This is a genomic window from Pseudomonas sp. GW821-FHT09E12 (assembly GCF_059416085.1).
On the sequence record NZ_JBWKOM010000008.1, the window covers coordinates 134,015 to 153,022 of the forward strand.

Here is a 19,008-nt window from a genome sequence, read left to right on the forward strand (position 1 = left end):
CCGAGTTCGGAACCTTGGACTTGTCCATAGAGTCCAGTTATTAGCCAGCTACTGAAAACAGGGCTAGGTTAAGAGCTCTGCCCGTCCCGTCAGGTCCGTAGCCGTGCGGACCAAAAGGAGTGATTCAATGCCGTCCCTCGATAGCCTGAAAACCCTTAAAACATTAAAAATCGACGACAAGACCTACCACTACTTCAGTCTGCCGGAAGCCGCCAAGCGCCTTGGCGATCTCGACAAATTGCCGATGTCGTTGAAAGTCCTGCTGGAAAACCTGCTGCGCTGGGAAGACGAAAAGACCGTCACCGGCGCCGACCTCAAGGCCCTCGCCGCCTGGCTCAAGGAGCGCCGCTCGGATCGCGAGATCCAGTACCGCCCGGCGCGGGTGCTGATGCAAGACTTTACCGGCGTGCCGGCGGTGGTCGACCTGGCGGCCATGCGCGCGGCCATGGCCAAGGCCGGCGGCGACCCGCAACGCATCAACCCGCTGTCGCCGGTGGACCTGGTGATCGACCACTCGGTGATGGTCGACAAGTTCGGCAGCAACACCGCCTTCGAACAGAACGTCGACATTGAAATGCAGCGCAACGGCGAGCGTTATGCCTTCCTGCGCTGGGGCCAGAGCGCCTTCGACAACTTCAGCGTGGTGCCGCCGGGCACCGGGATCTGTCACCAGGTCAACCTGGAATACCTGGGCCGCACGGTCTGGACCAAGGACGAAGGCGGCCGCACCTACGCCTTCCCCGACACCCTGGTCGGCACCGACTCCCACACCACCATGATCAACGGCCTCGGCGTACTCGGCTGGGGCGTGGGCGGCATCGAGGCCGAGGCGGCGATGCTCGGCCAGCCGGTGTCGATGCTGATCCCGGAAGTCATAGGTTTCAAACTGACCGGCAAGCTCAAGGAAGGCATCACCGCCACCGACCTGGTGCTGACCGTCACCCAGATGCTGCGCAAGAAAGGCGTGGTCGGCAAATTCGTCGAGTTCTATGGCGACGGCCTGGCCGACTTGCCGCTGGCCGACCGCGCCACCATCGCCAACATGGCCCCGGAATACGGCGCCACCTGCGGCTTCTTCCCGGTGGATGACGTCACCCTGGAATACCTGCGCCTGTCCGGCCGCCCGGACGCCGTGGTGAAACTGGTGGAGGCCTACAGCAAGACCCAGGGCCTGTGGCGCCTGCCGGGCAAGGAGCCGGTATTCACCGACAGCCTGGCGCTGGACATGGGCACGGTGGAAGCCAGCCTGGCCGGGCCGAAGCGGCCGCAGGACCGGGTCTCCCTGCCCAACGTCGGCCAGGCCTTCACCGACTTTCTCGATCTGCAGTTCAAGCCCACTAGCAAGGAAGAAGGCCGCCTGGAAAGCGAAGGCGGTGGCGGCGTGGCCGTGGGCAGCGCCGACCTGATAGGCGAAGTCGATTACGCCCATAACGGCCAGACCTACCGCCTGAAAAACGGTGCGGTGGTGATCGCCGCCATTACCTCCTGTACCAACACCTCCAACCCCAGCGTGATGATGGCCGCCGGCCTGGTGGCGAAAAAGGCTGTGGAAAAAGGTCTCAAGCGCAAGCCCTGGGTGAAGAGTTCGCTGGCGCCGGGTTCGAAAGTGGTCACCGACTACTACAAGGCCGCCGGGTTGACCCAATACCTCGACGCCCTGGGCTTCGACCTGGTGGGTTATGGCTGCACCACCTGCATCGGCAACTCCGGCCCCTTGCCGGAGCCGATCGAGAAAGCCATCCAGAAAGCCGACCTGACCGTCGCCTCGGTGCTGTCCGGCAACCGCAACTTCGAAGGCCGGGTGCACCCGCTGGTGAAAACCAACTGGCTGGCCTCGCCGCCGCTGGTGGTGGCCTATGCCCTGGCCGGCAGCGTGCGCATCGATATCAGCAGCGAACCGCTGGGCGAAGGCAAGGACGGCAAGCCGGTCTACCTGCGCGACATCTGGCCGAGCAGCCAGGAAATCGCCGAGGCCGTCACCCAGGTCAACACCCGGATGTTCCACAAGGAATACGCCGAGGTGTTCGCCGGCGACGCCCAATGGCAAGCCATCGAAGTACCGCAGGCCGCGACCTACGTGTGGCAGGCGGATTCCACCTATATCCAGCATCCACCCTTCTTCGACGACATCGCCGGCCCGCTGCCGGTGATCAAGGATATCGAGGGCGCGCGGGTCCTGGCGCTGCTGGGCGACTCGGTGACCACCGACCACATTTCCCCGGCCGGCAACATCAAGGCCGACAGCCCGGCCGGCCGCTACCTGCGCGAGCAGGGCGTGGAACCGCGGGACTTCAACTCCTACGGCTCGCGGCGCGGCAACCATCAGGTGATGATGCGCGGTACCTTCGCCAACATCCGCATCCGCAACGAAATGCTCGGCGGCGAAGAAGGCGGCAACACGATCTACATCCCCACCGGCGAGAAACTGGCGATCTATGACGCGGCCATGCTGTACCAGCAATCGGCTACGCCGCTGGTGGTGATCGCCGGCCAGGAATACGGTACCGGCTCCAGCCGCGACTGGGCCGCCAAGGGCACCAACCTGCTGGGGGTCAAGGCGGTGATCGCCGAGAGCTTCGAGCGCATCCACCGCTCCAACCTGGTGGGCATGGGCGTGCTGCCGCTGCAGTTCAAGCTCGACCAGAACCGCAAGAGTCTGAACCTCACTGGCAAGGAAACCCTGGATATCCAGGGCCTGACCGGTGTCGAGCTGACACCGCGGATGAACCTGACCCTGGTGATCACCCGCGAGGATGGCAGCCAGGAAAAGGTCGAGGTGCTGTGCCGCATCGACACCCTGAACGAGGTGGAATACTTCAAGTCCGGCGGGATCCTGCACTACGTCCTGCGGCAACTGATCGCCGCGTAACGCCATGCCGCAACACCAACACCGCCTACGGGCGGTGTTTTTGTTTCACTTATTCATCGCCCGCGCCTCGTTATACTGGCCGCCCGCTCGTTCTATCCAGTAACCGCCGACGCAGGTTGCGCGAGCGGCTGATTCCATTCTTTTCGCAACAAGGATTTCACATGACTGTTCTGCCATGGATGTACCTGGCACTTCTCTCCATTGGTTACGCCCTGGCCCTGAGCTACGGCCAACTGGGCCTGCTGGCGGCGATTTCCGTCGCCTTGCTGCTGTGCGCGGGCTTTGCCGTGCGCCAGCAGAAAAGCCCTTACGCGCGCTACCTGGGACACGGCCTGTTCGTGGTGCTGGCCCTGGCGCTGGCCATGCACTGGCTCCCCGGTTTCTACAATGGCCGGGCGATCGGCCCGGAACGCTTCACCGCCGATGCCGTGCCGTTTTCCATGTACCTGAACCAGGACAAGCCGCTGATCGGCTTCTGGCTGTTGCTGGTCTGCCCCTGGATCATCGGGCGCCGCTCGCTGCGCCTGTCCCTCTATACCACTGCCCTGGCCTTGACCCTGACCGCCCTGGCGGCCCTGGGCGGCGCAGTGTTGCTGGGCATCATCAGTTGGGCGCCGAAATGGCCGGACCAGGCCTGGCTGTGGGTGCTGAACAACCTGCTGCTGGTCACCCTGGTGGAAGAAGCGCTGTTCCGTGGCTACATCCAGGGCGGCCTGAGCCGTCGCCTCAAGCACCTGCCCTATGGTGAAAACCTGGCACTGATGTGCGCGGCCCTGCTGTTCGGCCTGGTGCATGTGGGCGCCGGCTGGCAATGGTGGCTGCTGGCGAGCATCGCCGGGGTCGGCTACGGCCTGGCCTACCGCTTTGGCGGCCTGGGCGCCGCGGTGGCCACCCATTTCGGCTTGAACCTGCTGCACTTCGGGCTGTTCACCTACCCGATGCTCGCGGGTTGACCCTGGCCAAGCCGGGGCTCCCCTGGACGGGCCTCGGCTTCGCCGCTTCCCCTCACCCCCCCTTGCAAAATAAGGCATCTGTCAATGAGGCACTTCTCAAATTACTGAAAAAAACCTCAATAATTGGCGAAGGCCGCCGACAACCTATCAAAGCCTTGCGGATAGAAAAACCATGCGTAACAACCAGCCCGTCACTCAGCGCGAACGTACCTTTCCGACTCAGCAACGGTTGATCTCCACCACCGATGCCAAAGGCGTGATCACCTACTGCAACGATGCCTTCGTTGAAATCAGCGGGTTTTCTCGTGAGGAACTGGTCCGCGCACCGCACAACCTGGTCCGTCACCCCGACGTCCCGGCCGCGGTGTTCGCGCACATGTGGGCCACCCTGAAACAAGGCTTGCCATGGATGGGCATTGTCAAGAATCGCTGCAAGACCGGTGACCACTACTGGGTCAACGCCTACGTGACACCGGTCTTCGAAGGCCAGCAAGTGGTCGGCTACGAGTCGGTGCGGGTCAAACCCACCGCCGAGCAGATCCGCCGCGCCGAAGCGCTTTACCAACGCATCAACCAGGGCAAGTCGGCCATTCCGAAACGCGACAAATGGCTGCCGATACTTCAGGACTGGCTGCCATTCATCCTGATCAGCCAGCTGAGCTTCCTGATTGGCGCCTGGCTCAACTCTTCCTGGGGCTTTGCCCTCGCCGCCGGCCTTTGCGTGCCGCTCGGCCTGCTCGGGCTGAGCTGGCAACAGCGCGGCCTCAAGCGTTTGCTGCGCCTGGCCGAGCAGACCACCTCCGACCCGCTGATCGCCCAGATGTACACCGACAGCCGTGGCGCCCAGGCGCGCCTGGAGATGTCGATCCTCAGCCAGGAAGCCCGCCTGAAAACCTGCCTGACCCGCCTGCAGGATACCGCCGAGCACCTCAACGAGCAGGCGCGGCAGTCCGACACCCTGGCGCACAACAGCTCCAGCGGCCTGGAACGCCAGCGCGTGGAAACCGAACAGGTGGCCACCGCGGTCAACCAGATGGCCGCCACCACCCAGGAAGTGGCCAGCCACGTGCAGCGCACCGCCGATGCCACCCAGGAAGCCAACCGCCTCACCGGGCGCGGACGCGACATCGCCGGGGAAACCCGCGAAGCGATCCAGCGCCTGTCGGTGGTGGTGGGCGAAACCGGCCTGACCGTGACCCAGCTGGCCAAGGACAGCGACGAAATCGGTGGCGTGGTCGATGTGATCAAGGGCATCGCCGACCAGACCAACCTGCTGGCGCTGAACGCGGCCATCGAAGCAGCTCGCGCCGGGGAAATGGGCCGCGGCTTCGCGGTGGTGGCCGACGAGGTTCGCCAACTGGCGCAACGCACCAGCGAATCCACCGGGCAGATCCACACCCTGATCGCCAAGCTCCAGCAAACCGCCAGCACGGCGGTGCAAACCATGGACGCCGGACACCGTCAGGCCGAGGAAGGCGTGGCCCGGGTGCTGGAAGCCGACCAGGCGCTGGTGGGCATCAGCGAAGCGGTGGCCAACATCACCGACATGACCACCCAGATCGCTGCCGCCACCGAAGAGCAAAGCGCCGTGGCCGAGGAGATCAGCCGCAACATCAGCACCATCGCCCAACTGGCCGACCAGACCTCGGAGCAGGCGCAGCATTCGGCGCAACTCAGCGAAGAGCTGACCCGCACCGCCAACACGCAGTACTCGTTGGTCGAACGCTTCAACCGCTAAGCCGAAGCCAGACAAAAAACCCGGAAGGTTCGCCTTCCGGGTTTTTATTGCCTGTTTTCCAGCACCACGCGCGTCTTCTGTATCTGTAGGAGCGAAGCTTGCTCGCGATGGAGCTTGGCAGTCGCCACCGTTGTCGCCTTGAAAAACAATCGCGAGCAAGCTTCGCTCCTACAGTCAAAAAAGCGTTCAGCCATTCAGTTGACGCAAAACCTCGGCAACTTTCTGCGCCGCCGCTTCCAGGTGCTGCTCATGGGTGAAGCCTGAGGCCTTGAGCGGTTTCAGGTCATGGTCGGCCGCCGCCAGCCAGAACAGCTCGATAGCCGGCGCCAGTGCATAGGCTTCGACCGCCGCCCGGTTACCGAGGGCGTCGCGCTCGCCCTGGACGATCAGGGTCGTGGTGCGCAATTCGGCCAAGTGAGCGACCCGCGGTTTCTCCGGCTTGCCGGCGGCATAAAACGGATACCCCAGGCACACCAGCGCATCGGCGCCCAGCTCATCGGCGAGCAAACTGGCCATGCGCCCGCCCATGGACTTGCCGCCGATGGCCAACTGCCCAGCGACATGAGGTCGCACCTGGGCATAGACCTCGCGCCAGCACTCCAGCAGCTTCGGCGTCGGATTAGGCGGCCGTTTGCCACCATCGAGGCGACGCTGGGCCATGTAGGGAAACTCGAAGCGCAGGACGTTGACCCCATGCGCCGCAAGGCGTGCGGCCATATCGTTCATGAAAGCACTGTCCATCGGCGCGCCAGCGCCATGGGCCAGGATCAGGGTCAGCGGTTCGCCGGTCGGCGACGGCTGCGCGACATCCCAGAGCCAGCCCCGTTCCCGCACGCACTGCGCCCATTGATCCCCGTCAATAACAGCCCCTTGCCGTTTGCCCATGCTTACCTCGCTTTTAGTCTGCCTATAACTCCAGAAGAAGTGAGCGCGCCTTGCCGTGCGCAGTCGCTTTCACTTCAGCTGAACCGTGGATGGGGAACCATGAACACTTCTATCAGTACCGCCTACAACTACAAGGTGGTCCGCCAATTCGCCATTATGACGGTGGTGTGGGGCATCGTCGGCATGGGGCTCGGGGTTTTTCTCGCTGCCCAGTTGGTCTGGCCCGAACTCAACTTCAACCTGCCCTGGACCAGTTTCGGTCGCCTGCGCCCGTTGCACACCAACGCGGTGATTTTCGCCTTTGGCGGCTGCGCCTTGTTCGCCAGCTCTTTCTATTCAGTGCAACGTACTTGCCAGACCCGCTTGTTTGCTCCCGCAATTGCCGCGTTCTGCTTCTGGGGCTGGCAGCTGGTAATCCTCCTGGCGGCCATCAGCCTGCCGCTGGGCTACACCAGCTCCAAGGAATACGCCGAGCTGGAATGGCCGATCGACATCCTCATCACCATCGTCTGGGTGGCGTACGCCATCGTGTTCTTCGGCACGGTGATGAAGCGCAACACCAAGCACATCTACGTCGGCAACTGGTTCTTCGGCGGTTTCATCATCACCGTGGCCATCCTGCACATCGTCAACAACCTGGAACTGCCCGTCAGTCTGACCAAGTCCTACTCGGTGTATGCCGGTGCGACCGACGCCATGGTGCAATGGTGGTACGGCCACAACGCGGTGGGTTTCTTCCTGACTGCGGGCTTCCTGGGGATGATGTACTACTTCGTGCCCAAGCAGGCCGAGCGTCCGGTGTATTCCTATCGCCTGTCCATCGTGCACTTCTGGGCGCTGATCACCCTGTACATCTGGGCCGGCCCGCACCACCTGCACTACACCGCGCTGCCGGACTGGGCGCAGTCCCTGGGCATGGTGATGTCGCTGATCCTCCTGGCACCGAGCTGGGGCGGCATGATCAACGGCATGATGACTTTGTCGGGTGCCTGGCATAAGTTGCGCAGCGACCCGATCCTGCGGTTCCTGGTGGTGTCCCTGGCGTTCTACGGCATGTCGACCTTCGAAGGTCCGATGATGGCGATCAAGACCGTCAACGCCCTCTCCCACTACACCGACTGGACCATCGGCCACGTCCACGCCGGCGCCTTGGGCTGGGTGGCGATGATTTCCATCGGCGCGCTGTACCACATGATCCCGAAAGTCTTCGGTCGCCAGCAGATGCACAGCATCGGCCTGATCAACGCGCACTTCTGGCTCGCCACTATCGGCACCGTGCTCTACATCGCCTCGATGTGGGTCAACGGCATCGCCCAGGGCCTGATGTGGCGCGCCGTCAACGAAGACGGGACGCTGACCTACTCCTTCGTCGAAACCCTGGTGGCCAGCCACCCAGGCTTCATCGTGCGGCTGGTCGGTGGCGCGATCTTCCTCTTCGGCATGTTGCTGATGGCCTACAACACCTGGCGCACCGTGCGCGCGGCCCAGCCTGCCGAAATCACCGCCGCTGCGCAGATGGCCTGAGGAGTCCGCCATGAAACACGAAGTCATCGAGAAAAACGTCGGCCTGCTGATGCTGCTGATGGTATTTGCCGTGAGCATCGGCGGTCTGACCCAGATCGTCCCGCTGTTCTTCCAGGACGTCACCAACAAGCCGGTGGAAGGCATGAAGCCCTACACCGCCCTGCAGCTGGAAGGCCGCGATATCTACATCCGCGAAGGCTGCGTCGGTTGCCACTCGCAGATGATCCGCCCGTTCCGCGCCGAGACCGAACGCTACGGCCACTACTCGGTCGCCGGCGAAAGCGTCTGGGACCACCCGTTCCTGTGGGGTTCCAAGCGTACCGGTCCGGACCTGGCCCGGGTCGGCGCCCGCTACTCCGACGACTGGCACCGCGCGCACCTGTACAACCCGCGCAACGTGGTGCCCGAGTCGAAGATGCCGGCCTACCCATGGCTGGTCACCCAACAGGTCGACAGCAGCCACACCGAGACCAAGCTGCGCGCCATGCGCACCCTCGGCGTGCCGTACAACGACGACGATATCGCCGGTGCCGTCGCCTCCCTCAAGGGCAAGACCGAGATGGATGCCCTGGTCGCCTACCTGCAAGTGCTTGGCACTGCGATCAAGAGCAAGAGGTGAGCCATGGTTCTTGAACTCGATAGCGGCATGATCCGCGGGCTCGGCACGCTGGTGGTGATGATTGCCTTCATCGGCCTGTCGATCTGGGTCTTCAACGCCAAGCGCAACCCGGAGTTCGCCCAGGCGCGCCTGCTGCCCTTCGCCGACGAACCTTCGCCGCAAGTGCACGGCAATCCATCTGATGACGCTCAATCCGAAGAGCACGCGACAAGGAGCATTCGGCCATGACCACCTTCTGGAGTACGTACATCTGCGTACTGACCATAGGCAGCCTGATCGGCCTGACCTGGCTGTTGATCGGCACGCGCAAGGGCGAGACCAAGGGCAGCGTCGACCAGACCATGGGCCACAGCTTCGACGGCATCGAGGAGTACGACAACCCGCTGCCGCAGTGGTGGTTCATGCTGTTCGCCGGCACCCTGGTGTTTTCCGTCGGCTACCTGATCCTCTACCCGGGCCTGGGCAACTGGAAAGGCATCCTGCCCGGCTATGAAAATGGCTGGACCGGCGTGCACGAGTGGGAAAAGGAAATGGACAAGGCAGACGCCAAGTTCGGCCCGATCTTCGCCAAGTTCGCCGCCATGCCCGTGGAAGAAGTGGCCAAGGATCCGCAGGCGCTGAAAATGGGCGGACGCCTGTTCGCTTCCAACTGCTCGGTGTGCCACGGCTCGGATGCCAAGGGCGCCTTCGGCTTCCCTAACCTGGCCGACAACAACTGGCGCTGGGGCGGCAACGCCGACACCATCAAGGCCACCATCATGGGCGGTCGCATGGCGGCCATGCCGGCCTGGGGTGAAGTGCTGGGCGAGGACGGGGTGAAGAACGTCGCGGCCTATGTGCGTCACGAACTCGCCGGCCTGCCGTTGCCCGCCGACAGCAGCGCCGACCTGGTCGCCGGCAAACAGGCGTTCAGCACCACCTGCGTCGCCTGTCACGGCGCCAACGGCCAAGGCACGGAAATCATGGGCGCGCCGAACCTGACGCAACCGGCGGGCTTCATCTACGGCACCAGCCTGACCCAGCTGCAACAGACCATTCGCCATGGTCGCCAGGGCCATATGCCGGCGCAGAGCGAACTGCTGGGCAACGACAAGGTGCAGCTGCTCGCGGCCTACGTCTACAGCCTGTCCCACAACGCGGCCAGCCAGCCGCAGACCGAGACCCCAAGCGAGCAATAACCGCTCCACCCACTGCCGCATCGCTCGATGCGGCAGTTCCCTGCCTCTGCGCGACCAAGTGTCGCACCCTCTCTACCCTCTGCCTTTCCACTCTCCGGATTCAGGTCTAAGCTGCTTCGCAGTGGACTGGCAATGGCCGGTCACAGACCAGAAGTAGCCGCTCCATTCGAAGCCGTCGTTCGAGGACAGGCCGCAAAGGCTGGTGTATACCGGCTGTCGTGCCACTTACCGTCTGTCGCTCGCTCAATGGCTTTCCACACACCCGGTTACAACTGACCTGTACCCCCTCGCCTTTTTCATCCGCTGCGACATTTTGTCCTGGGCCGATTTTGTCCTTACTCCGCGCATGGAAAGGCCGCAGAATCAGCTTTTGAAAGCATTGACCCAGGTCATGGCGCGTTGCAATGACCCCCTGCTTTCTCCATACTTGCGGCCGATTTTTACTCCTAATAAAACACCCAAACCGTGGAACCTTAGAATGAGCACAGCAATCAGTCCGACTGCTTATAACTATAAGGTAGTCCGCCAGTTCGCCATCATGACGGTGGTCTGGGGGATCCTTGGCATGGGGCTCGGTGTCTTCATCGCCTCGCAACTGGTCTGGCCGGAGTTGAACTTCGGTCTGCCATGGACGACCTTTGGACGCCTGCGCCCGCTGCACACCAACCTGGTGATTTTCGCCTTCGGTGGATGTGCGTTGTTTGCCACTTCTTACTACGTCGTGCAGCGAACCTGCCAAACGCGACTGATTTCCGACAGCCTGGCGGCCTTCACCTTCTGGGGTTGGCAAGCCGTGATCGTCGGCGCGATCGTTACCTTGCCGCTGGGTTACACCACCACCAAGGAATACGCGGAACTGGAATGGCCCCTGGCTATACTGCTGGCCATCGTCTGGGTCACCTACGGTCTGGTGTTCTTCGGCACCATCGTCAAGCGCAAGACCAAGCACATCTATGTGGGTAACTGGTTCTACGGTGCCTTCATCGTAGTCACCGCGATGCTGCACATCGTCAACCACGCTTCCCTGCCGGTCAGCTTCTTCAAGTCCTACTCCGCCTACTCGGGCGCGACCGACGCCATGATCCAGTGGTGGTACGGCCACAACGCCGTGGGCTTCTTCCTGACCACCGGCTTCCTGGGGATGATGTACTACTTCGTGCCGAAACAGGCCGAGCGTCCGATCTACTCCTATCGCCTGTCCATCGTGCACTTCTGGGCGCTGATCACCCTGTACATCTGGGCCGGTCCGCACCACCTGCACTACACCGCGCTGCCGGACTGGGCACAGTCCCTGGGCATGGCCATGTCGATCATCCTGCTGGCGCCAAGCTGGGGCGGCATGATCAACGGCATGATGACCCTCTCGGGCGCCTGGCATAAGCTGCGCACCGACCCGATCCTGCGGTTCCTGGTGGTGTCCCTGGCGTTCTACGGCATGTCGACCTTCGAAGGGCCGATGATGGCGATCAAGACCGTCAACTCGCTGTCGCACTACACCGACTGGACCATCGGCCACGTACACGCCGGCGCTCTGGGCTGGGTAGCGATGATCTCCATCGGCGCCCTGTACCACATGATCCCGAAAGTCTTCGGTCGCCAGCAGATGCACAGCATCGGCCTGATCAACACCCACTTCTGGCTGGCAACCATCGGTACCGTGCTCTACATCGCCTCGATGTGGGTCAACGGCATCACCCAGGGCCTGATGTGGCGTGCAATCAACGATGACGGCACCCTCACCTACTCCTTCGTCGAAGCCCTGCAGGCCAGCCACCCTGGTTTCATCGTGCGCGCCCTGGGCGGTGCGTTCTTTGCCGCCGGCATGCTGTTCATGGCGTACAACGTGTTCCGCACCGTTCGCGCCTCGAACCCGGCTGAAGCTGAAGCCGCCGCTCAGATCTCTGTAGTTGGAGCTCACTGATGAAGCATGAAGCAGTAGAGAAGAATATCGGCCTGCTGGCCTTCTTCATGGTCATCGCCGTCAGCATCGGCGGCCTGACCCAGATCGTCCCGCTGTTCTTCCAGGACGTCACCAACAAGCCGGTGGAAGGCATGAAGCCGCGCACCGCCCTGGAACTGGAAGGCCGCGACGTCTATATCGCCAACGGCTGTGTCGGCTGCCACTCGCAGATGATCCGTCCGTTCCGTGCCGAAACCGAACGCTACGGCCACTACTCGGTCGCCGGCGAAAGCGTCTGGGACCACCCGTTCCTGTGGGGTTCCAAGCGTACCGGTCCGGACCTGGCCCGCGTCGGTGGTCGTTACTCCGATGACTGGCAGCGTGCGCACTTGTACAACCCGCGCAACGTTGTACCCGAGTCGAAAATGCCGGCTTACCCGTTCCTCGTAGAAAACAAGCTCGACGGCAAAGACACCGCGAAAAAAATGGAAGTCTTGCGCACGCTCGGCGTCCCTTACACCGACGAAGACATCGCCGGTGCCAAGGATGCCGTGAAGGGCAAAACCGAAATGGACGCGCTGGTGGCCTATCTGCAAGGCCTTGGCACCATCATCAAAAGCAAACGGTGATTTAGATGGATATCGGGATGATTCGTGGCCTGGGCACCGTAGTGGTGATGGTGGCCTTCATCGGCCTGGTGCTGTGGGTATTCAGCCCCAAGCGCAAGTCCGAGTTCGAAGACGCGACCTTGCTGCCGTTCGCGGATGATCCCGAAGCCATCAAGCACGTCGAGCAAGCTTCTAGGAGTAACAAAGAATGACTACGTTCTGGAGTCTGTACGTCACAGTCCTCAGTCTGGGTACCATTTTCGCCCTGACCTGGCTGCTGCTGTCGACCCGCAAGGGCCAGCGCGCCGAGCAGACCGACGAGACGGTCGGCCACTCCTTCGACGGGATCGAGGAGTACGACAACCCGCTGCCGAAATGGTGGTTCATGTTGTTCGTCGGCACCATCGTCTTCGCCCTGGGTTACCTGGTGCTCTACCCGGGCCTGGGTAACTGGAAAGGCCTGCTGCCAGGCTACAACTACCTGGACACCGAAAAGCAGACCCCCTTCGCCAACGGCCAGACCGGCTGGACCGGCGTGCACGAGTGGGAAAAGGAAATGGCCAAGTCGGACGCCAAGTTCGGTCCGATCTTCGCCAAGTTCGCCTCCATGCCGATCGAAGAAGTCGCCAAGGACCCGCAAGCCCTGAAGATGGGTGGCCGCCTGTTCGCCTCCAACTGCTCGGTCTGCCACGGTTCCGACGCCAAGGGCGCCTATGGCTTCCCGAACCTGACCGACGCCGACTGGCGCTGGGGCGGCGAGCCGGAGACCATCAAGACCACCATCATGGGCGGTCGTCACGCGGTGATGCCGGCCTGGGCCGAAGTCATCGGCGAACAAGGCGTCAGCGATGTGGCCGCCTACGTGCTGACCAACCTCGATGGCCGCAAGCTGCCGGAAAGCGCCAAGGCCGACCCGGCCAACGGCCAGAAGATCTTCGCCGCCAACTGCGTGGCGTGCCACGGTCCGGCCGGTAAAGGCACCCCAGCCATGGGCGCGCCTGACCTGACCCACCCGGGTGCGTTCATCTACGGCTCGAGCTTCGCCCAACTGCAGCAGACCATCCGTTACGGCCGCCAGGGCCAGATGCCTGCCCAGGAACAGCTGCAAGGCAACGACAAGGTCCACCTGCTGGCCGCTTACGTCTACAGCCTGTCCCACAGTGACAAGCCGGCGGACGCCGAGTAAGGCAGACACCTTCGGGTAACAGAAAAGGCCCCGCCAATGTCCATTGGCGGGGCCTTTTTATTTTCCTCTCCCCTCACGTCCGTCGCTCTGCCCCCGCTTGAGATTGCCGCCTCCCCGCCAAGAGTAGTAACGTTGCTACATGAAATTTTTGTCGAGGGTATGACGATGCCTACCACCACCATCTCCAGTCGCGAATTCAATCAGGACACAAGTGGTGCCAAAAAAGCCTCGAGAAACGGCCCGGTCATCATCACCGACCGTGGCAGGCCCGCCCATGTGCTGCTAAGCATTGAGGACTACGAAAAACTGAGCGGCCTGAACACCAGCATCGTCGACATGCTGGTCATGCCTGAAGCGCCTGAAATCGATTTCGAAACAGAGCGCGCAACCATCATTCCTCGCGAGATCGATCTGTCCTGATGTTTTTGCTCGATACCAACGTCGTGTCCGAATTACGTAAGCCCAACGCTGATCGCAAGGTAGTGGCCTGGGCTCAGACCGTGGCGCCAACCAGCCTGTTTTTGTCAGTCATTACGTTATTGGAACTGGAAACCGGCATCCTGCGGTTGGAACGCCGCGATCGCACCCAAGGGGCGCTGCTGCGTGCCTGGCTGGAACTGCACGTGATGCCCGCTTTCAACGGACGAATACTGGCCATTGACCCTGCTGTCGCGATGCGCTGCGCCCGATTGCACGTTCCTGATCGCAGTAATGAATGCGATGCCCTGATTGCGGCGACCGCCCTGGAACATGGGCTGACAGTCGTTACCCGCAACATCGCCGACTTCCAGTCCAGCGGTGTGCAACTGCTCAACCCGTGGAACGATTGAACGCGGTCGCGGCGAAAAGCGTCCATAATTCACAAGTCAATTGATTCAAGTCATTACACCATCATTTGATTTCCCCCAACGCGACCAAAGGTCGCACCCTTGAGCTAGAGCGACAGGCGTATCATTGCGCCACTGCAACACCCCTACTTGATCGCGGTCGGCACGTACTGACCGGGGCATTTCTCCACTGCCGTGGGATGCAATGATGAGCAACCAGATTCCGGTACATGACGTCACCCCTCCTGCCAAGAATTCGAACAACAGCGTAGACCTCTACGCCTCTCGGGAAAAAATCTACACACGCGCTTTCACCGGCCTCTTCCGCAACTTGCGGATGGTTGGCGGTGCGGCCCTGTTCCTGCTGTATTTCGGTACGGTGTGGCTCAGCTGGGGCGGCCACCAGGCTGTCTGGTGGAACCTGCCGGAGCGCAAGTTCTTCATTTTCGGCGCCACCTTCTGGCCCCAGGATTTCATCCTGCTGTCGGGGCTTTTGATCATCGCCGCCTTCGGCCTGTTCTTCATCACTGTGTATGCCGGGCGCGTCTGGTGCGGCTATACCTGCCCGCAAAGCGTCTGGACCTGGATCTTCATGTGGTGCGAGAAGGTCACCGAAGGCGACCGCAACCAGCGCATCAAGCTCGACAAGGCGCCGATGAGCGCCAACAAATTGCTGCGCAAGTTCAGCAAGCACAGCCTCTGGCTGCTGATCGGCTTCGTCACCGGCATGACCTTCGTCGGTTACTTCTCGCCGATCCGCGAGCTGGTCATCGACTTCTTCACCGGCCAGGCCGATGGCTGGTCGTATTTCTGGGTCGGCTTCTTCACCCTCGCCACCTATGGCAACGCCGGCTGGCTACGCGAACAGGTGTGCATCTACATGTGCCCGTACGCCCGCTTCCAGAGCGTGATGTTCGACAAGGACACCCTGATCGTCTCCTACGACCCGCGTCGCGGCGAAGGTCGCGGCCCGCGCAAGAAAGGCGCCGACTACAAGGCCATGGGCCTGGGTGATTGCATCGACTGCACCATGTGCGTCCAGGTCTGCCCGACCGGCATCGACATCCGTGACGGCCTGCAGATCGAATGCATCGGCTGCGCCGCCTGTATCGATGCCTGCGACAACATCATGGACAAGATGGACTACCCGCGCGGCCTGATCAGCTACACCACCGAACACAACCTGTCCGGGCAGAAAACCCATAAACTGCGTCCACGCCTGATCGGTTATGCGCTGGTGCTGCTGGCGATGATCAGCCTGCTGGTCACGGCCTTCTTCATGCGCTCGCTGGTGGGCTTCGATGTCAGCAAGGACCGCGTGCTCTATCGCGAGAACGCCGAAGGCCGGATCGAAAACGTCTACAGCCTGAAGATCATGAACAAGGACCAGCGCGACCATACCTACGTACTGGACGCCGCCGGCCTGCCGGACCTCAAGCTGCAAGGCCGGCGCGAGATCAAGGTGGCGGCCGGCGATATCGTCAGCATGCCGGTCGAGCTGTCGAGTTCGCCGGAACAACTGCCGTCGAGCACCAACGAGGTGAAGTTCATCCTCAAGGACGCCGACGACGAAAGCGTCCACGTTGAAGCCAAGAGCCGGTTCATTGGCCCACAAATTCGTTAAGAGAAGTCATCATGCCCGCAGCGACCGCCACAAGCCCCTGGTACAAGCACCTCTGGCCCTGGATCATCATCGGTATCCTGGCCTGCTCGGTGACCTTGACCCTGTCCATGGTGACCATCGCGGTGAACAACCCGGACAACCTGGTCAACGACAACTACTACGAAGCCGGCAAAGGCATCAACCGCTCCCTGGACCGCGAGCTGCTGGCCCAGACCCTGCAACTGCGCGCCAGCGTGCACCTGGATGACCTCACCGGCGAAGTCGACCTGCGCCTGAGCGGCAACAGCGCGCCCGCCACCCTGGAGCTGAACCTGATCTCGCCGACCCAGCCGGAAAAAGACCGCAAGATCACCCTCGCCCGCAGCGAAACCGAACAAGGCCGCTACATTGGCCAGTTGAGCGACAAGGTCGATGGCCGCCGGTTTGTCGAACTGCTGGGTGTCGAGGGCGACAAGACCTGGCGCATGTTTGAAGAGGAACAGGTCAGCCACGACAAGGACCTGCTGCTGGGTGACGAACCGCTGCAAGGCGCGGAACACCTGGACAAGTAAGCGCCCTCCGAACATCGCCGGCAGGCTGCTGCTTCCCAGGCAGCGGCCTGCCGGCGATGAGGTCCGCCCCTGGAACAAAGACCCGCGATGACCACGCCACTGCCCTGCTACCACTGCGCCCTGCCCGTTCCCGCCGGCAGCCGCTTCACCGCCGTCGTGCTCGGCGCCTCCCGCGAGTTCTGCTGCCCGGGCTGTCAGGCAGTGGCCGAAGCCATAGTCGCCGGCGGCCTGGAGAGCTACTACAGCCATCGCAGCGAAGCCTCGGCCAACCCGGAGGCGCTGCCGGTGCAACTGGTGGACGAACTGGCGCTGTACGACCGGGCGGACGTGCAGCAACCCTTCGTCCGGCATGAGGGCGAACTGGCCGAAACCACCCTGCTGATGGAAGGCATCAGCTGCGCCGCCTGTGGCTGGCTGATCGAGAAACACCTGCGCAGCCTGCCGGCGGTGGCCGAGGCGCGGCTGAACCTGTCCAACCATCGCCTGCATGTGCGCTGGGCCGACAGCCAGTTGCCACTGAGCCAGGTGCTCAGCGAGCTGCGCCTGATCGGCTACGCCGCACACCCCTATCAGGCCGACCGTGCTTCCGAGCAACTGGCCAGTGAAAACCGCCTGGCCCTGCGCCAACTGGGCGTGGCCGGACTGCTGTGGTTCCAGGCGATGATGGCGACCATGGCCACCTGGCCGGAATTCAATATCGACCTGAGCCCCGAGCTGCACACCATCCTGCGCTGGGTCGCGTTGTTTCTCACGACGCCGATCGTGTTCTACAGCTGCGCGCCGTTTTTCAAGGGCGCCCTGCGCGACCTGCGCACCCGCCACCTGACCATGGACGTTTCCGTGTCGCTGGCGATTGGCGCCGCCTACATCGCCGGGATCTGGACCTCGATCACTGGCGTCGGCGAGCTGTACTTCGATGCCGTGGGCATGTTCGCCCTGTTCCTGCTGGCCGGACGCTACCTGGAACGCCGTACCCGCGAACGCACCGCCGCCGCTACCGCGCAACTGGTGAACCTGCTGCCGGCCTCGTGCCTGCGCCTGGGCGCCGATGGCCAGAGCGAACGCATCCTGCTCAGCGAACTGCGCCTGGGCGACCAGGTGCTGGTGCATCCCGGCGCCATCCTGCCGGCCGACGGCAAGATCCTCGATGGCCAGTCGAGCATCGACGAATCCCTGCTCACCGGTGAATACCTGCCGCAACCGCGCAACATCGGCGATGCGGTTACCGCCGGCACCCTCAACGTCGAGGGCGCGCTGACCGTGGAGGTCCTGGCCCTGGGTCAGGACACGCGCCTGTCGGCCATCGTCCGCCTGCTGGACCGGGCCCAGGCGGAAAAACCGCGCCTGGCGGAGATCGCCGACCGCGCCGCCCAATGGTTCCTGCTGTTCTCCCTGATCGCCGCGGCCGCCATCGGCCTGCTCTGGTGGCAGCTGGACGCCTCCCGGGCCTTCTGGATCGTCCTGGCCATGCTGGTCGCCACCTGCCCCTGTGCGCTGTCCCTGGCCACCCCGACCGCGCTCACCGCTGCCACCGGCACCCTGCACAAACTCGGCCTGCTGCTGACCCGCGGCCATGTACTCGAAGGCCTGAACCAGATCGACACGGTGATTTTCGACAAGACCGGCACCCTCACCGAGGGGCGCCTGGCCTTGCGCTCGATTCTTCCTGTGGGCGACCTCGACAGCCAGCAGTGCCTGGGCCTGGCCGCCGCCCTGGAAAACCGCTCCGAACACCCGATTGCCCGAGCCTTCGGCCGTGCGCCGCTGGCCGCGGAAGAAGTGCTGAGCATGCCCGGGCTGGGCCTGGAAGGACTGGTGGGCGAACAGCGTCTGCGCATCGGCCAGCCCGCCTTCGTCTGCGAGCTCAGCGCCTGTGCGGTCCCGGCAATGCCGGACGAAGCCGGCCAATGGCTGCTGCTGGGCGATAGCCAAGGGCCGCTGGCCTGGCTGGTCCTCGACGATCGCCTGCGCAGCGACGCTCCGGCGCTGCTGGCCGCCTGCAAGGCGCGCGGCTGGAACACCCTGCTGCTCTCGGGCGACAGCTCGCCGATGGTCGCCAGCGTCGCCGCCGAACTGGGCATCGACGAAGCCCGCGGCGGCCTGCGTCCCGACGACAAGCTGCAGGTGCTGCAACAACTGCATCGCCAGGGCCGCAAAGTGCTGATGCTCGGCGACGGGGTCAACGATGTGCCGGTGCTGGCCGCCGCCGATATCAGCGTGGCCATGGGCTCGGCCACCGACCTGGCCAAGACCAGCGCCGATGCGGTGCTGCTGTCCAACCGCCTGGATGCGCTGGTGCAGGCCTTCGGCCTGGCCCGCCGCACGCGTCGGATAATCATCGAGAACCTGCTGTGGGCCGGGCTGTACAATGGCCTCATGCTGCCGTTCGCCGCCCTCGGCTGGATCACTCCGGTATGGGCCGCCATCGGCATGTCCATCAGTTCGTTGACCGTGGTGCTCAATGCCCTGCGCCTGACTCGCCTGCCGGGCCAGCCCCAGGCCGAGGCCACGACCCAAACCCGCCCGCTACCGGCCTGAGCCGCGCG

Annotated in this window: 17 protein-coding genes; 16 read left to right on the forward strand and 1 reads right to left on the reverse strand. The window is 63.1% G+C overall.

What is annotated here, in order from left to right; genetic code table 11:
* Positions 1-127 precede the first annotated feature (127 nt).
* The 3 genes from acnA to AC07PQ_RS23125 all read left to right on the forward strand — a co-directional run bounded on the left by acnA (position 128) and on the right by AC07PQ_RS23125 (position 5,560).
* Entirely contained in the window at positions 128-2,869 is a 2,742-nt protein-coding gene (acnA, locus tag AC07PQ_RS23115; protein ID WP_007921331.1) for an aconitate hydratase AcnA, read from the forward strand.
* A 161-nt stretch (positions 2,870-3,030) separates the two neighbouring features.
* Positions 3,031-3,822, forward strand: a complete 792-nt coding sequence (locus tag AC07PQ_RS23120; RefSeq protein ID WP_007921333.1) for a CPBP family intramembrane glutamic endopeptidase — start codon at positions 3,031-3,033, stop codon at positions 3,820-3,822.
* Positions 3,823-3,994: 172 nt separating this feature from the next.
* Positions 3,995-5,560, forward strand: a complete 1,566-nt coding sequence (locus AC07PQ_RS23125) for a methyl-accepting chemotaxis protein (RefSeq protein ID WP_007921342.1) — start codon at positions 3,995-3,997, stop codon at positions 5,558-5,560.
* A 186-nt stretch (positions 5,561-5,746) separates the two neighbouring features.
* Here the strand turns inward: AC07PQ_RS23125 and AC07PQ_RS23130 are convergent, their stop codons facing one another.
* Positions 5,747-6,445, reverse strand: coding sequence for an alpha/beta family hydrolase (locus tag AC07PQ_RS23130; protein WP_493185255.1), 699 nt, complete (start codon positions 6,443-6,445; stop codon positions 5,747-5,749).
* A gap of 99 nt (positions 6,446-6,544) precedes the next feature.
* Here AC07PQ_RS23130 and ccoN (AC07PQ_RS23135) point away from each other — a divergent pair, with 99 nt between their 5' ends.
* The 13 genes from ccoN (AC07PQ_RS23135) to AC07PQ_RS23195 all read left to right on the forward strand — a co-directional run bounded on the left by ccoN (AC07PQ_RS23135) (position 6,545) and on the right by AC07PQ_RS23195 (position 19,000).
* Positions 6,545-7,969: a cytochrome-c oxidase, cbb3-type subunit I gene (gene ccoN / locus AC07PQ_RS23135; protein ID WP_007921346.1), complete on the forward strand. Its 1,425-nt coding sequence runs from the start codon at positions 6,545-6,547 to the stop codon at positions 7,967-7,969.
* Positions 7,970-7,979: 10 nt separating this feature from the next.
* Positions 7,980-8,588 (forward strand): cytochrome-c oxidase, cbb3-type subunit II, encoded by a 609-nt coding sequence (gene ccoO, locus AC07PQ_RS23140; RefSeq protein ID WP_007921349.1) that lies wholly within the window; start codon positions 7,980-7,982, stop codon positions 8,586-8,588.
* 3 nt (positions 8,589-8,591) lie between these two features.
* Positions 8,592-8,816 (forward strand): cbb3-type cytochrome oxidase subunit 3, encoded by a 225-nt coding sequence (locus AC07PQ_RS23145; protein WP_007921351.1) that lies wholly within the window; start codon positions 8,592-8,594, stop codon positions 8,814-8,816.
* Entirely contained in the window at positions 8,813-9,766 is a 954-nt protein-coding gene (ccoP, locus tag AC07PQ_RS23150) for a cytochrome-c oxidase, cbb3-type subunit III (RefSeq protein WP_007921353.1), read from the forward strand. The genes AC07PQ_RS23145 and ccoP (AC07PQ_RS23150) overlap by 4 nt, the downstream gene beginning before the upstream one ends.
* 478 nt (positions 9,767-10,244) lie before the next feature.
* Complete coding sequence (ccoN, locus tag AC07PQ_RS23155) at positions 10,245-11,687, forward strand: cytochrome-c oxidase, cbb3-type subunit I (protein ID WP_007921354.1); 1,443 nt, start codon at positions 10,245-10,247, stop codon at positions 11,685-11,687.
* Positions 11,687-12,295: a cytochrome-c oxidase, cbb3-type subunit II gene (gene ccoO, locus AC07PQ_RS23160; RefSeq protein WP_009042961.1), complete on the forward strand. Its 609-nt coding sequence runs from the start codon at positions 11,687-11,689 to the stop codon at positions 12,293-12,295. The genes ccoN (AC07PQ_RS23155) and ccoO (AC07PQ_RS23160) overlap by 1 nt, the downstream gene beginning before the upstream one ends.
* A gap of 5 nt (positions 12,296-12,300) precedes the next feature.
* Positions 12,301-12,486: a cbb3-type cytochrome oxidase subunit 3 gene (locus AC07PQ_RS23165; protein WP_493185256.1), complete on the forward strand. Its 186-nt coding sequence runs from the start codon at positions 12,301-12,303 to the stop codon at positions 12,484-12,486.
* Entirely contained in the window at positions 12,483-13,460 is a 978-nt protein-coding gene (gene ccoP / locus AC07PQ_RS23170) for a cytochrome-c oxidase, cbb3-type subunit III (protein ID WP_007922407.1), read from the forward strand. Before AC07PQ_RS23165 ends, ccoP (AC07PQ_RS23170) begins: the two co-directional genes overlap by 4 nt.
* A gap of 165 nt (positions 13,461-13,625) precedes the next feature.
* A complete protein-coding gene (locus AC07PQ_RS23175; RefSeq protein WP_007922405.1) occupies positions 13,626-13,880 on the forward strand; it encodes a type II toxin-antitoxin system Phd/YefM family antitoxin in 255 nt (84 codons plus the stop codon).
* Entirely contained in the window at positions 13,880-14,290 is a 411-nt protein-coding gene (locus AC07PQ_RS23180; RefSeq protein WP_007922403.1) for a type II toxin-antitoxin system VapC family toxin, read from the forward strand. The genes AC07PQ_RS23175 and AC07PQ_RS23180 overlap by 1 nt, the downstream gene beginning before the upstream one ends.
* Positions 14,291-14,495: 205 nt before the next feature.
* Positions 14,496-15,911 carry a cytochrome c oxidase accessory protein CcoG gene (gene ccoG / locus AC07PQ_RS23185; protein ID WP_493185257.1) on the forward strand — a complete coding sequence of 472 codons (1,416 nt, stop codon included), beginning with the start codon at positions 14,496-14,498 and terminating at the stop codon, positions 15,909-15,911.
* A gap of 11 nt (positions 15,912-15,922) precedes the next feature.
* On the forward strand, positions 15,923-16,462 hold the full coding sequence (locus tag AC07PQ_RS23190; RefSeq protein WP_007922399.1) for a FixH family protein: 540 nt from the start codon (positions 15,923-15,925) through the stop codon (positions 16,460-16,462).
* An 87-nt stretch (positions 16,463-16,549) separates the two neighbouring features.
* Complete coding sequence (locus AC07PQ_RS23195; RefSeq protein WP_493185258.1) at positions 16,550-19,000, forward strand: heavy metal translocating P-type ATPase; 2,451 nt, start codon at positions 16,550-16,552, stop codon at positions 18,998-19,000.
* Positions 19,001-19,008: the final 8 nt, after the last annotated feature.